The 20,027-nt window shown below is 71.4% G+C and carries 22 protein-coding genes; 8 read left to right on the top strand and 14 right to left on the bottom strand.

The annotated features are described in order from the left end of the window. Positions 1 to 27 precede the first annotated feature (27 nt). The 5 genes from ACWA15_RS07865 to infC form a co-directional block, all read right to left on the bottom strand. Positions 28 to 1,425, bottom strand: coding sequence for an amino acid permease (locus ACWA15_RS07865; protein WP_464059019.1), 1,398 nt, complete (start codon positions 1,423 to 1,425; stop codon positions 28 to 30). Next, positions 1,412 to 2,251, bottom strand: coding sequence for a TrmH family RNA methyltransferase (locus ACWA15_RS07860; protein WP_464059017.1), 840 nt, complete (start codon positions 2,249 to 2,251; stop codon positions 1,412 to 1,414). Before ACWA15_RS07860 ends, ACWA15_RS07865 begins: the two co-directional genes overlap by 14 nt. Before the next feature lie 66 nt (positions 2,252 to 2,317). Further along, positions 2,318 to 2,704 (bottom strand): 50S ribosomal protein L20, encoded by a 387-nt coding sequence (rplT, locus tag ACWA15_RS07855; RefSeq protein ID WP_093183227.1) that lies wholly within the window; start codon positions 2,702 to 2,704, stop codon positions 2,318 to 2,320. 68 nt (positions 2,705 to 2,772) lie between these two features. Continuing rightward, positions 2,773 to 2,967, bottom strand: a complete 195-nt coding sequence (gene rpmI, locus ACWA15_RS07850; protein ID WP_093183225.1) for a 50S ribosomal protein L35 — start codon at positions 2,965 to 2,967, stop codon at positions 2,773 to 2,775. A 116-nt stretch (positions 2,968 to 3,083) separates the two neighbouring features. Continuing rightward, complete coding sequence (gene infC, locus ACWA15_RS07845; RefSeq protein ID WP_464059449.1) at positions 3,084 to 4,010, bottom strand: translation initiation factor IF-3; 927 nt, start codon at positions 4,008 to 4,010, stop codon at positions 3,084 to 3,086. A gap of 514 nt (positions 4,011 to 4,524) precedes the next feature. Here infC and ACWA15_RS07840 point away from each other — a divergent pair. The 6 genes from ACWA15_RS07840 to ACWA15_RS07815 all read left to right on the top strand — a co-directional run bounded on the left by ACWA15_RS07840 (position 4,525) and on the right by ACWA15_RS07815 (position 9,338). Further along, entirely contained in the window at positions 4,525 to 4,995 is a 471-nt protein-coding gene (locus ACWA15_RS07840; RefSeq protein ID WP_464059015.1) for a Fur family transcriptional regulator, read from the top strand. A 28-nt stretch (positions 4,996 to 5,023) separates the two neighbouring features. Further along, positions 5,024 to 6,517, top strand: a complete 1,494-nt coding sequence (locus ACWA15_RS07835) for a catalase (protein ID WP_464059014.1) — start codon at positions 5,024 to 5,026, stop codon at positions 6,515 to 6,517. Positions 6,518 to 6,809: 292 nt separating this feature from the next. Further along, positions 6,810 to 7,184, top strand: a complete 375-nt coding sequence (locus ACWA15_RS07830; protein WP_464059013.1) for a DUF1844 domain-containing protein — start codon at positions 6,810 to 6,812, stop codon at positions 7,182 to 7,184. A gap of 32 nt (positions 7,185 to 7,216) precedes the next feature. Further along, entirely contained in the window at positions 7,217 to 7,906 is a 690-nt protein-coding gene (locus ACWA15_RS07825) for a hypothetical protein (RefSeq protein ID WP_464059011.1), read from the top strand. Beyond that, complete coding sequence (locus tag ACWA15_RS07820; protein WP_464059010.1) at positions 7,906 to 8,700, top strand: S1 family peptidase; 795 nt, start codon at positions 7,906 to 7,908, stop codon at positions 8,698 to 8,700. Before ACWA15_RS07825 ends, ACWA15_RS07820 begins: the two co-directional genes overlap by 1 nt. A gap of 71 nt (positions 8,701 to 8,771) precedes the next feature. Continuing rightward, on the top strand, positions 8,772 to 9,338 hold the full coding sequence (locus ACWA15_RS07815; protein WP_464059009.1) for a hypothetical protein: 567 nt from the start codon (positions 8,772 to 8,774) through the stop codon (positions 9,336 to 9,338). 31 nt (positions 9,339 to 9,369) lie between these two features. Here the strand turns inward: ACWA15_RS07815 and ACWA15_RS07810 are convergent, their stop codons facing one another. The 6 genes from ACWA15_RS07810 to ACWA15_RS07785 all read right to left on the bottom strand — a co-directional run bounded on the left by ACWA15_RS07810 (position 9,370) and on the right by ACWA15_RS07785 (position 14,006). Next, positions 9,370 to 10,167 (bottom strand): SseB family protein, encoded by a 798-nt coding sequence (locus tag ACWA15_RS07810; protein WP_464059007.1) that lies wholly within the window; start codon positions 10,165 to 10,167, stop codon positions 9,370 to 9,372. Further along, a complete protein-coding gene (priA, locus tag ACWA15_RS07805) occupies positions 10,164 to 10,895 on the bottom strand; it encodes a bifunctional 1-(5-phosphoribosyl)-5-((5-phosphoribosylamino)methylideneamino)imidazole-4-carboxamide isomerase/phosphoribosylanthranilate isomerase PriA (protein ID WP_464059005.1) in 732 nt (243 codons plus the stop codon). The genes ACWA15_RS07810 and priA overlap by 4 nt, the downstream gene beginning before the upstream one ends. An 85-nt stretch (positions 10,896 to 10,980) precedes the next feature. After that, complete coding sequence (gene hisH, locus ACWA15_RS07800; protein ID WP_464059003.1) at positions 10,981 to 11,619, bottom strand: imidazole glycerol phosphate synthase subunit HisH; 639 nt, start codon at positions 11,617 to 11,619, stop codon at positions 10,981 to 10,983. Position 11,620: 1 nt separating this feature from the next. Next, positions 11,621 to 12,256 carry a hypothetical protein gene (locus tag ACWA15_RS07795; RefSeq protein ID WP_464059002.1) on the bottom strand — a complete coding sequence of 212 codons (636 nt, stop codon included), beginning with the start codon at positions 12,254 to 12,256 and terminating at the stop codon, positions 11,621 to 11,623. Further along, positions 12,253 to 12,867, bottom strand: a complete 615-nt coding sequence (gene hisB, locus ACWA15_RS07790) for an imidazoleglycerol-phosphate dehydratase HisB (protein WP_464059001.1) — start codon at positions 12,865 to 12,867, stop codon at positions 12,253 to 12,255. Before hisB ends, ACWA15_RS07795 begins: the two co-directional genes overlap by 4 nt. Next, on the bottom strand, positions 12,864 to 14,006 hold the full coding sequence (locus ACWA15_RS07785; protein ID WP_464059448.1) for a histidinol-phosphate transaminase: 1,143 nt from the start codon (positions 14,004 to 14,006) through the stop codon (positions 12,864 to 12,866). Before ACWA15_RS07785 ends, hisB begins: the two co-directional genes overlap by 4 nt. A gap of 979 nt (positions 14,007 to 14,985) precedes the next feature. Here ACWA15_RS07785 and ACWA15_RS07780 point away from each other — a divergent pair. Then, positions 14,986 to 17,160 (top strand): RecQ family ATP-dependent DNA helicase, encoded by a 2,175-nt coding sequence (locus tag ACWA15_RS07780; RefSeq protein ID WP_464059447.1) that lies wholly within the window; start codon positions 14,986 to 14,988, stop codon positions 17,158 to 17,160. Positions 17,161 to 17,318: 158 nt separating this feature from the next. Here the strand turns inward: ACWA15_RS07780 and ACWA15_RS07775 are convergent, their stop codons facing one another. Both ACWA15_RS07775 and hisD read right to left on the bottom strand, forming a co-directional pair. Further along, positions 17,319 to 17,756, bottom strand: a complete 438-nt coding sequence (locus ACWA15_RS07775; RefSeq protein ID WP_464059000.1) for a hypothetical protein — start codon at positions 17,754 to 17,756, stop codon at positions 17,319 to 17,321. A 152-nt stretch (positions 17,757 to 17,908) separates the two neighbouring features. Continuing rightward, a complete protein-coding gene (hisD, locus tag ACWA15_RS07770; RefSeq protein WP_464058999.1) occupies positions 17,909 to 19,231 on the bottom strand; it encodes a histidinol dehydrogenase in 1,323 nt (440 codons plus the stop codon). Between the two features lie 88 nt (positions 19,232 to 19,319). Here hisD and ACWA15_RS07765 point away from each other — a divergent pair, with 88 nt between their 5' ends. After that, positions 19,320 to 19,538, top strand: a complete 219-nt coding sequence (locus ACWA15_RS07765) for an RNA-binding S4 domain-containing protein (protein ID WP_464058997.1) — start codon at positions 19,320 to 19,322, stop codon at positions 19,536 to 19,538. Positions 19,539 to 19,541: 3 nt separating this feature from the next. On the opposite strand, the gene ACWA15_RS07760 is transcribed toward ACWA15_RS07765, so the two are convergent. Further along, positions 19,542 to 19,979 (bottom strand): pyridoxamine 5'-phosphate oxidase family protein, encoded by a 438-nt coding sequence (locus ACWA15_RS07760; RefSeq protein ID WP_464058996.1) that lies wholly within the window; start codon positions 19,977 to 19,979, stop codon positions 19,542 to 19,544. Between the last annotated feature and the right edge of the window lie 48 nt (positions 19,980 to 20,027).

The raw sequence follows: 20,027 nt of genomic DNA, 5'->3' as shown, positions 1-20,027 counted from the left end.
ATCGGCCGGCGGACCGGTGGGGCGATTCTAGTGGGCGAGGGCGCGGCCTCGGCGAACCTGGCGGGACCGTCGCACGCCGTAGATCACCGCGATGACCAGGGTGAGCGCGAGGGCCGAGAGCAGCTGGCGGCGGGCGGACTCGTCGAAGAGCATGAGGACGGCGATCCCGGCGAGCAGCGCCAGGGTGAACCAGGTCAGGTAGGGGTAGGCCCACATGCGCAGCGACAGCGCACCCTGGGCGGCGAGCCGGGGGCGCAGCCGCAGCTGGGAGACGGCGATGAAAGCCCACACCACGAGCAGGGTCGCGCCGACGGCGTTGAGCAGGATCCCGAGGATCTGGTCGGGCAGCCAGGCGTTGAGCCCGACGGACACCACCCCGAAGGCCACGGACGTCCACACCGCGCGGCTCGGCACCCCGGCCGCCGAGACCCCGGCGAAGTACGTCGGCCCGTCCCCGCGCTCGGCCAGGGAGAACACCATCCGCGACGTCGCGTAGATGTTGGCGTTGAAGGCCGAGAGCAGGGCGATGACCACGACCGCCTCCATGACGGTCACCGCGCCGGGGATGCCGGCGATCGCCAGGACCGCCACGAACGGACCGGCCACCAGCTCCGGGGAGTCCCACGGGAGGATGAGGACCATGACGAGGACGGATCCGATGTAGAAGAACAGGATGCGCCAGACGGTGCTGGCTGCGGCCTTGGCGATGCTGCGCGCCGGGTCCTGCGACTCCGCGGCCGCGATCGTGACGATCTCGATCCCCCCGAAGGCGAAGACCACCGCGAGCAGCCCCGCGACGATCCCGGCCACCCCGTTCGGGGCGAAGCCGTCGTTGCTGAGCATGGCGGCGACGCCGACGTCCTGGCCGACGTGCAGCACGCCGGTCAGCACGAGCACCCCGACCACGAGGAAGCCGAGGATCGCGACCACCTTGATCGCGGCGAACCAGAACTCGAACTCCCCGAAGTGCGCGACCACGGACAGGTTGACCACCGCGAAGGCGCTGACGAAGACGAGCGCGACGACCCACTGCGGGACGCCAGGTACCCACCCGTGCACGATGCGCGACGCCCCGGTGATCTCCACCCCGAGCACCATGATGAGCATGAACCAGTAGAGCCAGCCGGTCGTGAAGCCGGCCCAGCGCCCGATGGCGAGGTCCGCGTAGCGGGAGAACGCCCCGCTCGAGGGGACCGCGGAGGCCATCTCGGCAAGCATCCGCATGAGCAGGATGACGAGCAGCCCGGCGATCGCGTAGGAGACGAGCACGGCCGGACCGGCGGCGTTGATGCCGACCCCGGTGCCGAGGAAGAGCCCGGCGCCGATGGCCGACCCCAGGCCCATCATCGTCAGGTGGCGGACCTTGAGCCCGTGGGAGAGGTTGGGCTCTGCCGGAGGCCGCACGGGGGCGTCAGCGCTGAGCACGTGAGCTCGCGTAGAGGCACACGGTCGCCGCGGTCGCCAGGTTCAGCGACTCCGCCCGGCCCCGGATGGGGACGCGCACGACGGCGTCGGCCAGCGCGCGCTCGTCCTCGCGCAGGCCCCACGCCTCGTTGCCGAAGATCCAGGCGGAGGGGCGGGCGAGGTCGGGGACTCCGGGCGCGGCGGACCCGGCGACGTCGAGCAGGTCGTCGAGGTCGAAGGTGCCGACCCCGTCGGCGGCGAGGGTCGCCAGGCCGTGCCGTGACGCCGCAGCGACGATGTCGGTGAGCGGCAGACCGGTCACGACCGGCAGGTGGAACAGCGACCCCGCCGTGGAGCGCACGACCTTGGGGCTGTGGATGTCGACGCTCTCGGAGGTGAGCACGACCAGGTCGGCCCCGGCGGCGTCGGCCGCGCGGATGACCGCCCCGGCGTTGCCGGGGTCGCGGACGTGGGACAGCACCGCGACGAGGCGCGGTGCTGCGCCGAGCAGCGTCTCGAGCCGCTCGGCGGGGTCTTGGGCGGCGGGCAGGTCGAGCACCGCGACGACGCCCTGGGCGTCGGGGCTCATGAGCGTGAGCACCTCGTCGCTGGCCACGTGGGTGACCATGCCGGCGAGCTCGGACTCGACGACGATCTCCGTGTACCGGTCGTAGGACTCCCGGGTGAAGTAGAGGTCGCGGACCTGGCCGGGGGCGAAGCGGACGGCCTCGCGGACCCCTTGGGGGCCTTCGACGAGGAACCGTCCAGCCCGGGAACGCGCAGAACGCCCAGCCAACGACCGAACCATCTTGACCCGCTCGCTGCGGGTGTTCGTCAGTTCAGTCATCGTCTGGGCGTTCCGTGATCCTCATCGGTGACTGGGTGCGTCGCTGCGCACCCTCCACGCAGAGTGTCAGGCCGCGACCTTGGGCGCGTTGACGTCGGCGGGGAGTGCAGCCTTCGCGAGCTTGACGAGCGCGTTGAACGCGGCGACGTCGGAGATCGCCAGCTCGGCGAGGATACGACGGTCGACCTGGATCTCAGCAGCCTTGAGGCCCTGGATGAACCGGTTGTACGTCATGCCCTCGGCGCGGGCCGCAGCGTTGATGCGCTGGATCCACAGGCGACGGAAGTCACCCTTGCGCTTCTTGCGGTCACGGTAGGCGTAGACGAGGGAGTGAGTGACCTGCTCCTTCGCCTTTCGGTAGAGACGCGAGCGCTGGCCGCGGTAACCCTTGGCGCGCTCGAGTGTTGTACGACGCTTCTTCTGGGCGTTTACCGCCCGCTTCACGCGTGCCACGTGATGCTCCTTGCAGTTGGGGGCTGGAAAGGGACTCCGTCGACGAGCCGTGGCTCGTCGTCAGCAGATCACTTACCGAGCAGCTTCTTGATCTTGCGGACGTCGGCGGGGCTGACGACCAGGTCAGCAGACAGGCGGCGCTTACGACGGCTCGACTTGTGCTCGAGCAGGTGGCGCTTGTTGGCCTGCTCGCGCATGACCTTTCCACTACCGGTGATACGGAATCGCTTCTTCGCGCCGGAGTGCGTCTTGTTCTTCGGCATGGCTGCCGTTTCTCCTCGGGTCTGGTCAGGTGTCAGGATCGACACACGACGTCGGTCGGGTCAGAACCGGGAGGTTCCGACTCGGTTAGGTCTAGGACCTAGCCAGGTGGTCGTGCTTACTCGCTCTTCTTCGGAGCGGGCTTCACACTCGGCTTGGGCGCCGCTGCAGGCTTCGCAGCGGGCTTGGGCATTGCTACCGGCTTCGCCGTGACGGGCTTGGCTGCAACAGGCTTCGGGGTGACCGGCTTGGGGGTGGCCGGCTTCTTGACGACGGGCTTGGCTGGGGCGGCCGGGGCTGCCACAGGCTCGACGACGGCGGGCGCGGACGGCTCGGCCGCTGCCACAGGGGCGGCAGCCTCGACCGGAGCGGCCTCGGCAGGGACCTCGACCGGAGCGGCCTCGACGGCTGCCTCGGCGGCCTCGACCTGCGCCAAGGACTCGGCGGCGAGCTGCTCGAAGGACTCCGCAGACTCTGGCGTGCCCATCTCACGAGGCTCACGGGCCGGACGCGCGGTCTCGGACTCCTCCGCGCGGCGCCGCTGCTCGTTCTTCGCGTCGGCCTTCTTCTTCGTCGGGCCGAGCACCATGATCATGTTGCGACCATCCTGCTTCGGCATGCTCTCGATGAAGCCCAGCTCCACGACGTCGTCGGCCAGACGCTGCAGGAGGCGCACGCCCATCTCCGGGCGCGACTGCTCGCGGCCGCGGAACATGATCATGACCTTGACCTTGTCGCCGGCAGCCAGGAAGCGCTCGACGTGGCCCTTCTTCGTCCCGTAGTCGTGCGGGTCGATCTTCAGGCGGAAACGAATCTCCTTGAGGACCGTGTTCGCCTGGTTGCGGCGAGCCTCACGGGCCTTCATGTCCGACTCGTACTTGAACTTGCCGAAGTCCATGAGCTTGCAGACCGGCGGGCGGGCGTCCGGGGCGACCTCGACGAGGTCCAGGTCAGCGTCCTGGGCAAGGCTCAGGGCGACCTCAATGCGTACGACGCCGACCTGCTCTCCACCTGGGCCGACAAGCCGGACCTCGGGAACGCGGATCCGATCGTTGATGCGAGGCTCGCTGATGTGATGCTCCTTGAAACTCGTCGGTAGCCCGCCAGGGAATGAGAAAGGCCCCCATTCCTGAGCGCAGGATGGAGGCCTCGAAATCCGACGGTCACCGCGACCTGCTCACGTCTGCACGTGAACGGGCGAGCAACGCAGCTGGAGAACGTGCCGCGAGGACACGATCCACAACTCGGACCAGAACCCGGATTCGGTCGTCGGCCGCGATGATCAGATCATCCGCCGAGCTGTTGAAACTCAGGTGGGAGAGACTCCACTTGCGCACCCCCGTCATGCTCTCACCCTCCGCGAAGGGGGCGATCACATGGAGATGGTCGGTCAAGGGGAAACATTAGCACAGCGCGCGGAGCACGCAGGGCGCGCAGGGCACCTTCCGGACTCACAGCAGTGCGGGCATCACGCCGGGGTGCGGCGAGAACGGTGCACACCCCGGACACGGCCGTCCCTAAACTGGAATAGTTCCAGTTTATCTGCGTATCATGAGGTCATGACCACCACTGGGCACACTGACGCCGGGCACGCCGGGCACGAGGAAGCGCTGCGGTCGCGCGGCCTCCGTGTCACCGCGACCCGGCTCGCGGTGCTCGGGGCCGTCTCCGACCATCCGCACGCGACCACCGAGGCGATCCTCGGCCAGGTGCGCCACACCCTGGGCACCGCCTCGACCCAGGCCGTCTACGACGTGCTCGCCGCGCTCACCCACGCCGACCTCGTGCACCGCATCGAACCGGCCGGGCACCCCGCTCGCTACGAGCGGCGGGTCGGCGACAACCACCACCACCTTGTGTGCCGCACCTGCGGCACGGTGAGCGACGTGGACTGCTCGGTCGGGAGCGCCCCGTGCCTGCGCCCCGCCGACGACCACGGTTTTGTCGTCGACGAGGCCGAGGTCATCTACTGGGGGCTGTGCCCCCGGTGCCAGACGCTCGACCCTTCCCTCACGCCCCCGTCTCCCTGATTCCCACACCCTGTAGAAGGAGTGCTCCATGACAGATTTCACGACCACCCAGACCGGTACGCCGGTCCCCAGCGACGCCCACTCGCTCACCGCCGGCCCGGACGGCGCGACCGCGCTGCACGACCGCTACCTCGTGGAGAAGCTCGCCCAGTTCAACCGGGAGCGGATCCCCGAGCGCATCGTGCACGCCAAGGGCGGCGGCGCCTTCGGGACGTTCGAGGTCACGGCGGACGTCTCGGCCTACACCCGGGCCGCCGTCTTCCAGCCGGGCGCGGTGACCGAGACGGTCTCCCGCTTCTCCTCCGTCGCCGGCGAGCAGGGCTCCCCCGACACCTGGCGCGACGTCCGCGGCTTCTCGGTGAAGTTCTACACGACCGAGGGCAACTACGACATCGTCGGGAACAACACCCCGGTGTTCTTCATCCGCGACGGCATCAAGTTCCCCGACTTCATCCACTCGCAGAAGCGCCTGCCCGGCTCCGGCCTGCGCGACGCGGACATGCAGTGGGACTTCTGGACCCTCTCCCCCGAGTCCGCCCACCAGGTCACCTACCTCATGGGCGACCGCGGCCTGCCGCGGTCGTGGCGGGAGATGCCCGGCTTCGGCTCGCACACCTACCAGTGGATCAACGCCGCGGGCGAGCGCTTCTGGGTGCAGTACCACTTCAAGTCCAACCAGGGCAACGTCGAGATGACCGCGGACGTCGCCGAGCAGATCGCCGGCGCGGACGCCGACTACTACCGCCGTGACCTCTACGAGGCCATCGATGAGGGCAACTTCCCGTCCTGGGACGTGTTCGTCCAGGTCATGCCGTACGAAGAGGGCAAGACGTACCGCTTCAACCCCTTCGACATCACGAAGGTGTGGCCGCACGCGGACTACCCGCTGATCAAGGTCGGCACGCACACTCTCAACCGCAACCCGCAGAACTTCTTCGCCGAGATCGAGCAGGCGGCGTTCTCCCCCGCGAACACCGTCCCGGGCATCGACCTGAGCCCGGACAAGATGCTCATGGCCCGCGTGTTCTCCTACCCTGACGCCCAGCGGTACCGCGTCGGCGCGAACTACAACCAGATCCCGGTGAACTCCCCGCACGCCGCACCGGTCCACAACTACTCCCAGGACGGGTCCGGCCGCCACGGCTTCAACTCCCCGTCCACCCCGGTCTACGCACCGAACTCCTTCGGTGGTCCGGTGGCCGACGAGGCACGCGCCGGCATGGGCAGCTGGGAGAACGACGGCGAGCTCACCCGCGCCGCCGCCACCCTGCGCTCCGAGGACAGCGACTTCGGCCAGGCCGGCACGCTCTACCGCGAGGTCTACGACGACGCGGCGAAGGCACGGTTCCTGGACACCCTCACCGGTCAGGGTGACTCGATCACCTCGCTGGCGATCCTCGAGCGCTTCTTCTGGTACTGGACCTGCGTCGACGAGAAGCTCGGTGCGGCACTGCGCGAGCGCGTCGGCAGCGGTGTCGAGTCGGCAGCGGCGGCAGCCGAGCCGGTGGGCGTCGGCGAGTGATCTTGGCGACACCCCGCTAGCGGGCGCCACAGCCCCGACGACCGGACACCGAGCCGCCACCGGCGGCTGACGGCGACTGACGAGGGCCAGCGAGGGCCAGCGAGGGCCAGGACCCCTAGGTCCTGGCCCTCGTGGTGTCCCAGGACACGGCACCCGAGACGGCACCGGGCACGGCACCGCCTGCCCGCGCGGGGCGCTCCGGTCGTGGATCGGAGTGAAGTTCGTGTGGATCTGTGGGCCGACCTGTGGTCTATGGTCGCCACGAACCATGAACGTTTGTGACACTAGGTGCATGACCGCAGAGCACACGCACCACACGACGACGTTCGAAGACCTCGCACCCCAGGCGACACGCGATATCGCGGACGTCGCGGCGGTCGAGGTCATCACCACCGCCGCCGTCCACTTGATGAGCGCAGCAGCCATCAAGTGCGGGCTCGCCGAGGGGGAGGACGCGCACGAGCTGCTCGACCTCGACGAGGCGCGCAAGCTCATCAACGCCCTTGCCGCCCTGGTCACCGCGTCAGCTCCCGACATCGGCAACCAGCACGCACGATCCCTGCGCGACGGGCTGCGGTCCCTCCAGCTCGCGTTCCGCGAGGCCTCGATCTACCCCGATGCGCTGGGCGAAGGCCCCGGAGAGACGTTCACCGGTGCCGTCAGTTGAGCGGCGCTGAAGCCCGCGGCACACACGCACCCGTGGGTGACACCGAGCCGGGCGGCGAGCAGACCACGTCCGCGGACCCGGCACCGAAGAGCTATCCGCCGGCGTCGACCCCGTCCTTCGACACCCCCATCTCCGCTCCGGTCTCAGGGCGCCCGGTCGTCGAGGGTGCGCACCTCATCGGTGCGGGCGAGCACTCCATCACCCCTGTCCGACGACGACGATCCCCGATCGTCGTCATCGTGCTGGCGGTCCTGCTCGTCGCCGCCCTCGGCGCAGGCTCCTACCTCGCGGTGCTGTCGAACCAGTGGAACGACCGCAGCGCGGAGTGGGAGAGCGAGTCCCGGATGCTCGGGGAGAAGGTCGCCAACCTCACCACCGACCTGGGCGGCATCACGGCCGAGCTCACCCTCGCCCGCGAACAGCTCGCGACGGCACAGACCCGGATCACCGAGCTCGCGGACGAGAAGGCCCAGGTGGGCGACGACCGCGAGAGCCAGAAGATCCTCGCCTCCGACATCCAGGCCGTCGCCCAGGAGGCCCTCAACGTGTCGGCCTCGCTCGGGGACTGCGTCGCCGCGCAGGGCACCGTGCTGGGGTACCTCACCGTCCCGGACAGCGCGACCCCCGAGGTGCTGCAGACCTCGATCGACCAGGCCAACACCCTGTGCACGGCCGCGATCAACTCCTACAACTCCCTCCAGCAAGACCTCGCGGAGGAGTGATGACAGACCGGACCGCGACGACCCACCGCATGCCCCCCCGCACGACCCCGCGCACCGCACGGCCGGGTCGGGTCCCTCGCGGGGCGGTGGCGCTGGGCCTGCTCCTGGTGCTCGGTGGGTGCTCGATGGTGCCCGCGCTCCCCGAGCCGATGCCGGACACGGTCGTCCCGTCCCAGGGCGTCGGCACGCTTCCCGACGACATCGGCAACCTCTCCCCCGACGGCTTCGGCAAGGCGCAACGGATGGCCGTGCGGATCCGCAACGTCGGGTGCGACGGCGTCGTGCGGGGAACCGGGTTCGCGATCGACTCACGGACCCTCATCACCAACCGGCACGTCGTCGACGCCAACCGAAACCTCCAGCTGAGCACGTACGACGGGCGCGACGTGAGCGTGGAGACCTCGTCCACGGCCGACCTCGCCGACCTCGCGATGGTGCGGACCGTCGAAGACCTCGACGCCTACCCGTCGCTGGCCCCGACCGATCCCAAGCCCGGCGACGCCGTGACGGTCATCGGGTACCCCAACGGTGGCGCGCTGACGGTGACCAAGGGCACGCTCATCGAGTACACGTCCGACCCGCTCAACGCCAACCTCGGGCAGGTCCTGCTCACCGACGCGACCGTCGAGCCGGGCAGCTCAGGATCGGCCGCCCTCGACGCCGACGGACAGGTCATCGGGATCGTCTACGCCAAGAGCTCGGACGGCTACTCCTACCTCGTCCCGGTGAGCACCTTGCAGGGCCTGCTCGCCGACGACGCCGGCTTCACCGAGCAGGCCCAACCCGTCTGCTGAGCCTCACCGCTCCGACCACGCCCCGGATGCCACCAGTGTCCGGACGTCGTCGATGGGCTTAGCCTGAAATCATGACAGACGACACGGAAGCACCAGGACAAGCGAGCACACAACGCGGGACGGGCAAGGGCCGCCACAACCCCGCCTTCATCACCAAAGCCGCCCACGAGACGTTGAGCGTCACCCGGGCCTTCGGGCCGGCGTACGAACGGGACGGCGTCCGGGTGATCCCGGTCGCGCGGGTCATGGGAGGGACCGGCTCCGGGTACGGCGGCGGGACTCTCGTCGCGGGCCAGACCGGGCCGGGAGCCACCGACGACGCGAAGGACACGGGCGCCACCGGCAGCGGCACGCACCGCGCCGGGCTGGACGCCTCGGGCAACGGGGACGGCTACGGTGGTGGTGGTGGCTTCGGGGCGGCCGTCAAACCCCTGGGGGTCGTCGTCATCGACGACTCGGGGGTCCACTGGCAGCCCACGATCGACATCAACCGGGCGATCCTCGGTGGGCAGATCGTCCTCGCGCTGGCAGTCCTCACGACCGGATGCGTCCTGCGCCGCCGCTATGCGCCGACCCACCGCCGACTTCTCCCCTCCGCCATGGGCCTGCTGACCCACCGGATCACCCACCGCGGGTAGCTCTGCGCCAGTCGTCGGACGTGCACGGTCGTCAGTCTGCGCGACCGACCCGCAGCTCGAGGGAATCCACCCGCTCGCTGACGAGGGTGCTGGCCCCGAGCGCTGCGTTGACCTCGGCGAGGACGCCGGTGAGCTGGGCGCGGGTCAGGCCCGCGTCGATGCCCAGGACCACCGCGACCTCCGCCGTGCGCCCGGGCGCCGCCGACACCCGCGCGACGGATCCGACCGGGGACACGGCGTCGACGATCGCCTGGGCGACCTCCGGGGCGACGAGACCGCCCTCGACGGCCGGGAACCACGCCGTGCCCCGGGCGATCGCCCAGACCGCGGGGCGCGGGACGAGGACGCTCACCGGACCACCCGGGTCGAGCACGAGGAGGGCCCAGTCCTCCGCGACCGCCGAGAGCGCCGCCCGAGCGGCGTCAGCGGGCACGGGGCGCGCGTCGGGGCGCCAGGCGGCCATCGCGGCCACGCTGGAGAACACCGGGAGCGCGGTGCGCCCGTCGGGCGCCTCGAGCGCGACGACGCCGGCCGAGGCCACCTTGTCGACCTGGAGACCGTGGTCGCCCTCGCCGGCGACGTCGAGCTCGGCGAGGATCGGGATGAGGACCCGGACCGTCGCGAGCCGCGCGACGATCTCCGCGAGCGACCCCGCCCCGGACGCGTACCGCGTCAGCAGGTCCGCGAGCTCGGGGTCCGCCGAGCCGTCGTCGCCGGCGAAGGGCGACGCCCCCGGCAGCGCACGCCCGGTCGACTCCCCGGCGCCGGCGTCGGCGCCCGCGCTGTCGTCGACGCCGTGCGCCCCGCTCCGCGGACCCTCGGCGGTCATGGCCGCCCGGCCACGTCCAGCGCCTGGGGCAGCGTGAACGCGCCCGCGTAGAGCGCCTTGCCGACGATCGCGCCTTCGACCCCGGCCGAGACGAGCTCGCGCAGCGCGGCGAGGTCGTCGAGGCTCGAGATGCCGCCCGAGGCGACGACGGGGGCGTCGGTGCGCGCCACGACGTCGCGCAGCAGGTCGATGTTCGGTCCGCGCAGCGTCCCGTCCTTGGTCACGTCGGTGACGACGTAGCGGGAGCAGCCGGCCTCCTCGAGGCGGGCGAGGACCTCCCAGAGGTCTCCCCCGTCCTCGGTCCAGCCCCGGGCGGCGAGCGTGGTGCCGCGCACGTCCAGGCCGACGGCGATCTTGTCGCCGTACTCGCTGATCACACGCGCGGTCCAGTCCGGGTTCTCCAGGGCGGCCGTGCCGAGGTTGACACGCGCGCAGCCGGTCGCCAGCGCGCGCTCGAGGGAGGCGTCGTCGCGGATGCCACCGGAGAGCTCGACCAGGACGTCGAGCCGGTCGACGACGTCGGCCAGCAGCTCGGCGTTGGAGCCGCGCCCGAAGGCGGCGTCGAGGTCGACGAGGTGGACCCACTCGGCGCCGCCGGACTGCCAGTCCAGGGCAGCGGTCAACGGGTCACCGTAGGAGGTCTCGGAGCCGGCTTCGCCCTGGACGAGGCGGACGGCCTGTCCGTCGGCGACATCGACGGCGGGAAGGAGAACGAGGCGGTCAGACATGACGAAGAGGATCCTCTCGGGGAACCGGTAGAGAACAAGACGACGATCACGATGCCCGCTCCGACCCGCAGGTCGGGGCCGGCGGTCAGAGGGTGGTGAGCCAGTTGCGCAGGAGCTGAGCACCCGCGTCGCCGGACTTCTCCGGGTGGAACTGGGTCGCCGACAACGGTCCGTTCTCGACGGCCGCGACGAAGCGCCCGCCGTGCTCGGACCAGGTCACCAGCGGTGGCTTGAAGCGGCTCGAGGCCGGCTCGTCGGTGCCGAGCACAAAGGTGCGCGCGGCGTAGGAGTGGACGAAGTAGAACCGCTCGTCGCCGATCCCGTCGAAGAGCACCGAGCCGGCGGGGGCCTCGACCGTGTCCCACCCCATGTGCGGGACGATGGGCGCCTCGAGGCGGTCCACCAGGCCGGGCCACTGGCCCAGCCCCTCGGTGTGCTGCCCGTGCTCGTCGCCGGCGTCGAACATGACCTGCATGCCCACGCAGATGCCGAGCACCGGGCGGCCGCCGGCGAGGCGGCGCTCGATGATCTGGCCGCCGTTGACCGCGGTCAGCCCCTTCATCACGGCGGCGAAGGCCCCCACCCCCGGGACGACCAGTCCGTCGGCCTCCGCCGCGGCCCTGGGGTCGGCGGTGAGCTCGACGGTCGCCCCCGCACGCTCGAGGGAGCGCACGGCGGAGCGGACGTTGCCGAAGCCGTAGTCGAGCACGACGACGCTCGTCATGTCACTTGCCCCCGCGCCGCTTGCGGACGTTGCCGGAGAGGGTGCGCATGGCCTTCCAGCGGGACATCCCGGCGCTCGAGACGACGCCGGGGAGGTCGTGCACGGAGGTGGTGCCCAGCAGCAGGTCCTCGAACTCGTGCGGCGCGCCGTCGAGCACGAGGGCCGCGGGCATGTCGCCGAGGCGTGTCCCGCCCTGCCACCGGCTCGCCTTCACCTGGCCGCCGGCCGCCTCGAAGAGGATCAGCGGGACGGTCTTGACCAGCGCCGAGACGGCGCCGGCGAGCTCGGCCGGCGCGCCCTCGGACGTGTCGCGGCAGATGGCGTAGGCACCGAGCGGTGACGTCACGGCGTCGACGACGATCTTGTTCACGGCGCAGGCCGCGGCGAGGGCCTCGGCCGTGGCCACCTGGGTGAGGATGATCGCGATCGTGTGCGTGGGCGCCTCGGCCGCGGGCGTGGGGGCGGCGACGGCCGCCTCCTGCCAGCCGGCGCCGTCCTGCTCGTCGGCCGGGTCCCCGGCGGGAGGCGCGCCGGCGTCGGAGAGCGAGCTGACGTCGTCGGGCACGGTGAAGTCGCCGCTGAGGTCCCCGGGGAAGGACTCGGGGAGGTCGTCGTCGGGACGGTCCGAGATGGTCACAGTGCCCCCTTGGTGGACGGGATGCCCTCGACCCGGGGGTCCGGGGCGACGGCGGCGCGCAGCGCCCGGGCGAGGGCCTTGAACTGCGCTTCGACGATGTGGTGCGGGTCGCGGCCGGCGAGCACACGCATGTGGATGCAGATCCCCGCGTGGTGCGCGATCGACTCGAGCACGTGCCGGGTCAGCGACCCCGTGAAGTGGCCGCCGATGAGGTGGTACTCCTGGCCGGCGGGCTCCCCCGAGTGGACGAGGTAGGGGCGCCCGGAGACGTCGACGATGGCCTGGGCGAGCGCCTCGTCGAGGGGTACGAGGGCGTCGCCGAAGCGGCCGATCCCTGACTTGTCACCGAGGGCGATGCGCAGCGCCTCACCGAGGGCGATGGCGGTGTCCTCGACGGTGTGGTGGGCGTCGATGTGGGTGTCGCCGGTCGCCTTGACCGTGAGGTCGATGAGGGAGTGCTTGCCCAGCGCGGTGAGCATGTGGTCGTAGAACGGGACGGTCGTGGAGATGTCTGTGCGGCCCGTCCCGTCGAGGTTGATCTCGACCAGGACGCTCGACTCGCTCGTCGTCCGCTCGATCCGCCCGCGGCGTCCTGCCTGATCAGCGCTCACAGCCCTGCCACCTCCACCAGTGCGTCCTTGAACGCGTCCATGTCCTGCGGCGTACCGATCGATACGCGCAGCCAACCTTCGGGGCCTGTCTCACGGATGAGCACACCCCGGTCCAGCAGACCCTGCCACACGGCGTGGCGGTCGTCGAACGTGCCGAAGAGCACGAAGTTCGCGTCGGACTCCGCCGCCTGCAGCGGGGAGCCCTGATACGTCTGCGCGCGCAGCCACGCGAGCGTCGCGTCGCGCTCCGCGCGCAACGAATCTACCCGGGCGAGCAGCGTCGTGGCGTGCGCCAGCGCGCCGCGCGCCGTCGCCTGCGTCACAGCGGACAGGTGGTAGGGCAGGCGCACCACGCGCAGCGCGTCGACGAAGCCCTGCGAGGCGGCCAGGTAGCCGAGGCGCGCGCCGGCCAGGGCGAAGGCTTTCGACATCGTGCGGCTCACCGCGAGGTTCGGGAAACGAGCCAGCAGCTCCATCGCCGAGGGCACGCCGGTGCGGCGGAACTCCCCGTAGGCCTCGTCGACCACGACGACAGCGGGTGCGCCGTCGATGTCCAGCGCGAGGGCCGCCTCGCACACCGCCACGATCACCTCGGTGGTCAGCGCCGTCCCGGTGGGGTTGTTCGGGCTGGTGAGGATGATGATCGAGGGCTGGTGCTCACGGATCGTGGCGATCGCCACCGCAGGGTCGAGGGTGAAGTCCGTCTCGCGCCGTCCGGCGACCCAGGTGGTGTGGGCGTCCCGGGCGTACTCGGGATACATCGAGTAGGTCGGTGCGAAGGACAGAGCCGTGCGCCCCGGTCCGCCGAAGGCCTGCATGATGTGCAGCATGACCTCGTTGGACCCGTTGGCCGCCCAGATCTGCTCCTTGGCCACCCGCACCCCGGACTCCCGGGCGAGGTAGTCGGCCAGGTCCTGGCGCAGGGCGGGGAAGTCGCGGTCGGGGTACCGGTTGAGACCGGCGGCTGCGGCGGCGACGAGCTCGGTGATCGTGGCCACGACCTCGGGACCGGGGCCGTAGGGGTTCTCGTTGACGTTGAGCAGGTGCGCGACGTCGAGCTGGGGGGCGCCGTAGGGCGTCTCGCCCGCGAGATCGGGGCGGATCGGCAGGTTCACGGGCTGAGGGCTGGCTGCGGGGATCACCCCCCCAGTCTAGAGAACAGCGCCACCTCGTCTTGCGCGCGTCCATATCGGCCTCCCGCCCGTCCACAGGCGCCGCACCGGGTCGAACGCGCGGGCCCGGGGTCTTTAGGCTGGGGGCATGACCACCCACGGCGAGCCCACCCTTCCCCCGACGCCCGACGACGGCGCCGGCACGGCGGAGACCGGCGCGGCTCAGTCTGGGGCAGAGGAGGCCGGCGCGGCGGAGACTGGCGCGGCCCCGGCGCGGTTCAAGCCCAAGGGGCCCAAGCGGTGGGGCGTCGAACCCGACTGGTCGAAGCTGCCGACGACACCGCGCCGCCCACCGATCATGAGCGACGAGCCCGCCTGGGGATCCTCGTCGGTGGACGCCCGCAACCTCGTGAGCGCGCCCGTACCCGACGACGGCGCGGGCGGGACCGGTGGCGCGGGAAGCCCCGCTCTGTCGTGGCAGACCCCCGGGTTCGCCCGCGACGCCGACGAGACGTCGCTCCCGGGTGTCGACTCCACCGAGGACGAGTTCGACGAAGACGAGGACGAGGACGAGGACGAGGGGGCGGAGGCGGAGGACGCCCCGGTCGCCCCGGTCGCCCCGGTCGTCGCGCCCCCCTCATCGCCCGTCGCCGCGCCGCCGGTCCCGATCGCCGCAGCTCCAGCGGTAGCCATGACTGCCTCCACCACGACCGACACAGCTCGTTCAGACAGTCCAGACCGTACCGACCGCACAGACCGCACAGACCGCACAGACAAGGCACCCGTGACCTCGACGCAGCCCTCGACCTCCTTCGACGACGACCCCTACAAGGACGTGCCCTTCTTCGACGAGCCGGTCTTCGACGAACCCGAGGAGGGGTACTCCGGCGGGCGCGCCGCGCCGCGCTCGACGCAGCCGTCCGCAGCACGGTCGTCTTCCCCGCGGTCGTCCGCAGCACCATCAGCCACAGCACGGTCGGCGGCGCCCGGACCGGCGGTCCCGGCCATGCCACCGACGCCACCCGCCCCGGCCCGCCGGCTCGTCGACGCTGACGAGGACCTGCGCCCGGAGGCCGAGGCGGCGCTGCGGCGCCTCGTCGGGCGGGACGACGTCGCGCTCCGCGACGACCAGTGGACCGCGATCGACGCGCTCGTCCGTGACCACCGCCGGGCCCTCGTGGTCCAGCGGACCGGGTGGGGCAAGTCGGCCGTCTACTTCGTCTCGACCGCGCTCCTGCGGGCTCGCGGCGCGGGTCCCACGATCATCATCTCCCCGCTCCTGGCGCTCATGCGGGACCAGATCGCGGCAGCCGAGCGGGCCGGGATCCGGGCCGCGACGATCAACTCCGCGAACGTCACCGAATGGGACGAGATCCACGCGCAGATCACCGCCGGGGAGATCGACGTTCTTCTCTGTTCCCCCGAGAGGCTCAACAACCCGGGCTTCCGCGACGAGGTGCTGCCGCGCCTGGCGGCCGACGCGGGCCTCGTGGTCATCGATGAAGCTCACTGCGTCTCGGACTGGGGTCACGACTTCCGCCCCGACTACCGTCGCATCCGCACGCTGCTCGCCGACCTCCCCGCGGGCATCCCCGTCCTGGCCACGACCGCCACCGCCAACTCCCGCGTCACCCAGGACGTCGCCGAGCAGCTCGAGGTCACCGGGGAGAGCGCGCACGGGTCCAGCGTGCTCGTGCTGCGCGGCGGGCTGGACCGCGAGTCGCTGCACCTGAGCGTGCTTCGCCTCAAGGACCAGCCCACCCGCGTCGCCTGGCTGCTGGAGATGCTGCGGTCCACCCAGGGATCGGGGATCGTCTATTGCCTCACCGTCTCGGTCGCCGAGCAGATCGCCTCCCAGCTCAAGGACGCCGGCATCGCGGTGGCCGCCTACACCGGGCGCACCGACCCGGCCGAGCGGGAGGCCCTGGAGGCCGACCTCAAGGCCAACCGGGTCAAGGCGCTCATCGCCACCTCCGCGCTCGGCATGGGCTTCGACAAGCCCGACCTCGGCTTCGTCGTCCACGTCGGAGCACCCAGCTCCCCCATCGCCTACTACCAGCAGGTCGGGCGTGCCGGGCGTGGGGTCGACTCCGCCCTCGTGGTGCTCCTGCCCGGTGAGGAGGACCGCCGGATCTGGGAGTACTTCGGTTCCCTGGCCTTCCCGCGCGAGGACCAGGTCCGCGCCACCCTCGACGCCCTGTCCCGGGGTGGCACGCAGTCCGCGCAGCTGCTCGAGACCCAGGTCGACCTCACCCGCTCCCGCCTGGAGATGATGCTCAAGGTGCTCGACGTCGACGGCGTGGTCAAGCGGGTCAAGGGCGGATGGGAGGCGACCGGTCAGGGCTGGGCCTATGACGGGGACCGGTACGCCCGCGTCGAGCAGGCCCGCCTCGCCGAGCAGGCCACGATGGTCGACTACATCACGACCGACCAGTGCCGGATGGCGTTCCTGCGCCGGACGCTGGACGACCCCGAGCTCGAGCCCGGCATGCGCTGCGGGCGGTGCGACAACTGCGGTGGCGTGACCGTGCCCGCGGCGCCGACCGCCGAGCACGTCGCGCAGGCCCGGACCGCGATGGACACCCCCGGGGTCGTCATCGAGCCGCGGAAGATGTGGCCCTCGGGCATGGCCTCCCTCGGCATGGACGTCAAGGGCAAGCTCGCGGCCGACGCGCTGGTCGCGCCCGGGCGCGCGATCGCCCGCCTGGACGGCCTCGGCTGGTCCCAGCCGCTGCGTGAGCTCTTCGCCCCCGCCACGCCCGACGGCGAGACCCCGGTCGCACTGCGCCGCGCGGCGGTGCAGGTGCTCGAGGCCTGGCCGGCAGGCAAGGCGGTGGACGGGATCGTCGTCGTGCGGTCGGCGACCCGCCCGATTCTCGCCCAGCACCTGGGGCGGGGCCTGGCGACCTACCTGACCAAGCCGTTCGTGGGAACCATCGGGCCGCGTCCCGGCCACGAGGCTCCGGGGCGCCACGACGTGAACTCCGCCATGCGTCTGGCCGGGGTGGGCGACCGCCTCGTCCTGGAGCTCTCCGACGCGGCCCTCGGCGGTCTCGCCGGGCGCTCGATCCTGCTCGTCGACGACTACACCGACTCCGGCTGGACCCTGACGGTGGCCGGCCAGCTCCTGCTCACCGCCGGCGCCCGCGAGGTCCTCCCCCTGACCCTCGCCCTCCAGTAACCCACCCGCCCAACCGCCCATCCCCCTGCCCATCCCCCCGCCCATCCCCCGCCCCGCCCCGCCCCCGTCGGACCCGCTGAGTGCGTGAGAATACGCGCGACACGCCGGTGAAGTGCGTGCATTTCCCCGCACTCAGCGGTGTGGGTCGGTGGGAGGGGCTAGAGGCTGTGGGGGGAGCGCAGGCCGGTGGGGGCCGTGCGGGGGCCGTTCCGCCACTCGGCGCACAGCAGCGCCAGGGGCACCGCGGGTGCCCAGACGACCATCCACAGTCCCCCGGAGACCGCCACGCTGAGCACGACGCCGTTCACGACTGCCGAGAGCACCAGGAAGACCGTCGAGGTGGTCCGCAGGATCGAGCTGCCGCGCACCCGCAGCCATGCCCCGATCGTCCCGCCGGCGACGACGACGCCGGCGATCCCGACCAGCAGGACACGCGGCGACGGCAGCGCCCAGAGCGCGGCACCGTCCCTGATCGGGTCTCCCGCGCCGTCCGTCAGGTTGAAGGAATGCACCGCCAGAGCGACCGAGACGAGAAACCAGGCCTGGAGCGCCAGGACCACGGTCAGCAACAGCCGAACAGTCAGCCCGTCCTTCATGACGCCCCCTCCCAACGGCCCAGCCCACACCACCCGACAGCTGCCCCGCCCCTCCCAGCCCCGCCCGCTGAGTGCACGAAGATGTCCGCGACACGCCGGGGCGACACGCACATCTTCGTACACTCAGCGGGAGTGGGGGGGGTGGGGGTAGGTCAGAAGCGGACCTGGACGGCCTCGCCGTGGGCGGGGAGGTCCTCGGCGTTGGCGAAGGCGACGATCTTCGTCGAGATCTCCTTGAGCGCGTCGGCCGAGTACTCGATGACCTGCACGGCCTTGATGAAGCTGTGCACGCCGAGACCGCTCGCGAAGTGCGCGCAGCCACCGGTGGGGAGCACGTGGTTGGAGCCGGCCATGTAGTCGCCCAGGGCCACCGGGGAGTACGGTCCGACGAAGATCGCCCCGGCGTTGGTGATCTCCAGCGCGACGGCGGCGGCGTCGGCGGTCTGGATCTCCAGGTGCTCTGCACCGTAGGCGTTGACCACCTCGACTCCGTGGGCGATGGAGTCGACGAGGACGATGGCCGACTGCGGCCCGGCGAGGGCCTGCCCCACCCGGGCGGAGTGCCGGGTCGCCTCGGTGCGGTCGACCAGGCGGGCCTCGACCGCACCGGCCAGCTCGACGGAGTCGGTGACCAGCACGGACGCGGCGGCCGGGTCGTGCTCGGCCTGGCTGATGAGGTCCGCGGCGACGTGGTCGGCGTTCGCCCCGCCGTCGGCCAGGATGGCGATCTCGGTGGTCCCTGCCTCGGCGTCGATCCCGACGACGCCGCGCACCAGACGCTTGGCCGCCGCGACGTAGACGTTGCCCGGGCCGGTGACGACGTTGACCGGCTCGCAGAGGATCGCCCCGTCCTGCGGCTCGCTGCCGCGGGCGCCGTAGGCGAACATGGCGATCGCCTGGGCGCCGCCCACGGCGTAGACCTCGTCGACGCCGAGCAGCGCGCAGGCCGCGAGGATGGTCGGGTGCGGCAGGCCGGCGTTCTCCTGCTGCGGGGGCGAGGCGACGGCGAGCGAGCGGACTCCCGCCTCCTGCGCGGCGACGACGTTCATGATCACCGAGGACGGGTAGACGGCGAGGCCGCCGGGGACGTAGAGGCCGACGCGCCCGACCGGGATCCAGCGCTGACGCACCTGGGCCCCGGGGGCGAGGTCGACGACGAAGTCCTGGGGTCGCTGCGCGCTGTGCACCGCGCGGACCCGGACGATCGACTCCTCGATCGCCTCGCGGACGGCCGGGTCCAGGCCGCGCACGGCCGTCTCCAGAGCCTCGGCGGGGACGCGGAGGTCAACCGGGCGGACGCCGTCGAACCTCTCGGCGAGGTCGCGGAGCTCGGTCGCGCCGTGGGCACGGACCGCCTCGATGATGCCGGCCACGCGCTCGGCGGCGTCCTCGACGCGCACCTCCGCGCGCGGCAGCGCCTCGATGAGCTCACGGGCTGTCAGGGAGCGACCACGCAGGTCCAGTCGATTGATCACTCCCCCATCCTAGGCGCGCGAGCCCTGGCCACCTAGGTGATACCCGGTCAGGGACCGGGTCGCTCACGTTTCGCGAGAGGATAGGTCCATGGACCACGTAGAGATCTCTGACGACATCATCCGGCTGGGGCAGTTCCTCAAGCTGGCCAACCTTGCCGAGTCCGGCGCGCAGGCGCGCGAGCTCATCGCCGACGGTGAGGTCTCCGTCAACGGCGAGGTCGACATCCGCCGCGGACGTCAGCTGCACAAGGGCGACGTGGTCGTCGTCGACTCCCCCGCCGGCTCCACCTCGGCCACGGTCGCCTGAGCCTCAGCGGGACATGTACCTCGAGCTCATGACCTTGTCCGGGGTGAGGAGCAGGACCACCCGGCTGGGGTTCTCCGCGGGCTCGCGGTAGCGCCGGGCGTACCGGCGCACGGCCTCGGCGATCTCCTCAGGCTCGCGGGAGACGGTGATCGTGCCCTCCAGGGTGATCCACCGCCCACCGTCCACCTGGCAGACGGCGGCCCGAGGCGGTGCGCCGTCGGCGGCGGGCCGCTCGGCGTTCTTGCGCTTGATCGATCCGTCGTTGGTGGTGATCCGCACGACGCCGGCGTCGGGGTCCCAGGTGAAGCCCACCGGCACCACGTGCGGGGACCCGTCGGCGCGCAGCGTCGTGAGCGTGGCGAGGTGGCGTTCGGTGACGAACACCTGCTGCTCGGGGGTGAGATGGATGGGTCGCCGATCGATCAGTCGCTCGTGGATCACACCGGCGAGTCTATGCGAGCATGCGGCGAGCAGGTGGACCGACGGGTT

This window comes from Sanguibacter sp. TS_SC_8, from assembly GCF_055361235.1.
The sequence above is the reverse complement of the archived record's forward strand: the minus strand, read 5'-3'. Positions and strand labels throughout refer to the sequence as shown.

Coding starts and splice junctions, on each gene's coding strand:
- ACWA15_RS07860 (WP_464059017.1), bottom strand. CDS start 2,251: ATGACTGAACTGACGAACACCCGCAGCGAGCGGGTCAAGATGGTTCGG.
- rpmI (WP_093183225.1), bottom strand. CDS start 2,967: ATGCCGAAGAACAAGACGCACTCCGGCGCGAAGAAGCGATTCCGTATC.
- ACWA15_RS07840 (WP_464059015.1), top strand. CDS start 4,525: ATGACCACCACTGGGCACACTGACGCCGGGCACGCCGGGCACGAGGAA.
- ACWA15_RS07835 (WP_464059014.1), top strand. CDS start 5,024: ATGACAGATTTCACGACCACCCAGACCGGTACGCCGGTCCCCAGCGAC.
- ACWA15_RS07830 (WP_464059013.1), top strand. CDS start 6,810: ATGACCGCAGAGCACACGCACCACACGACGACGTTCGAAGACCTCGCA.
- ACWA15_RS07820 (WP_464059010.1), top strand. CDS start 7,906: ATGACAGACCGGACCGCGACGACCCACCGCATGCCCCCCCGCACGACC.
- ACWA15_RS07815 (WP_464059009.1), top strand. CDS start 8,772: ATGACAGACGACACGGAAGCACCAGGACAAGCGAGCACACAACGCGGG.
- ACWA15_RS07810 (WP_464059007.1), bottom strand. CDS start 10,167: ATGACCGCCGAGGGTCCGCGGAGCGGGGCGCACGGCGTCGACGACAGC.
- priA (WP_464059005.1), bottom strand. CDS start 10,895: ATGTCTGACCGCCTCGTTCTCCTTCCCGCCGTCGATGTCGCCGACGGA.
- hisH (WP_464059003.1), bottom strand. CDS start 11,619: ATGACGAGCGTCGTCGTGCTCGACTACGGCTTCGGCAACGTCCGCTCC.
- ACWA15_RS07780 (WP_464059447.1), top strand. CDS start 14,986: ATGCCACCGACGCCACCCGCCCCGGCCCGCCGGCTCGTCGACGCTGAC.
- ACWA15_RS07775 (WP_464059000.1), bottom strand. CDS start 17,756: ATGAAGGACGGGCTGACTGTTCGGCTGTTGCTGACCGTGGTCCTGGCG.
- ACWA15_RS07765 (WP_464058997.1), top strand. CDS start 19,320: ATGGACCACGTAGAGATCTCTGACGACATCATCCGGCTGGGGCAGTTC.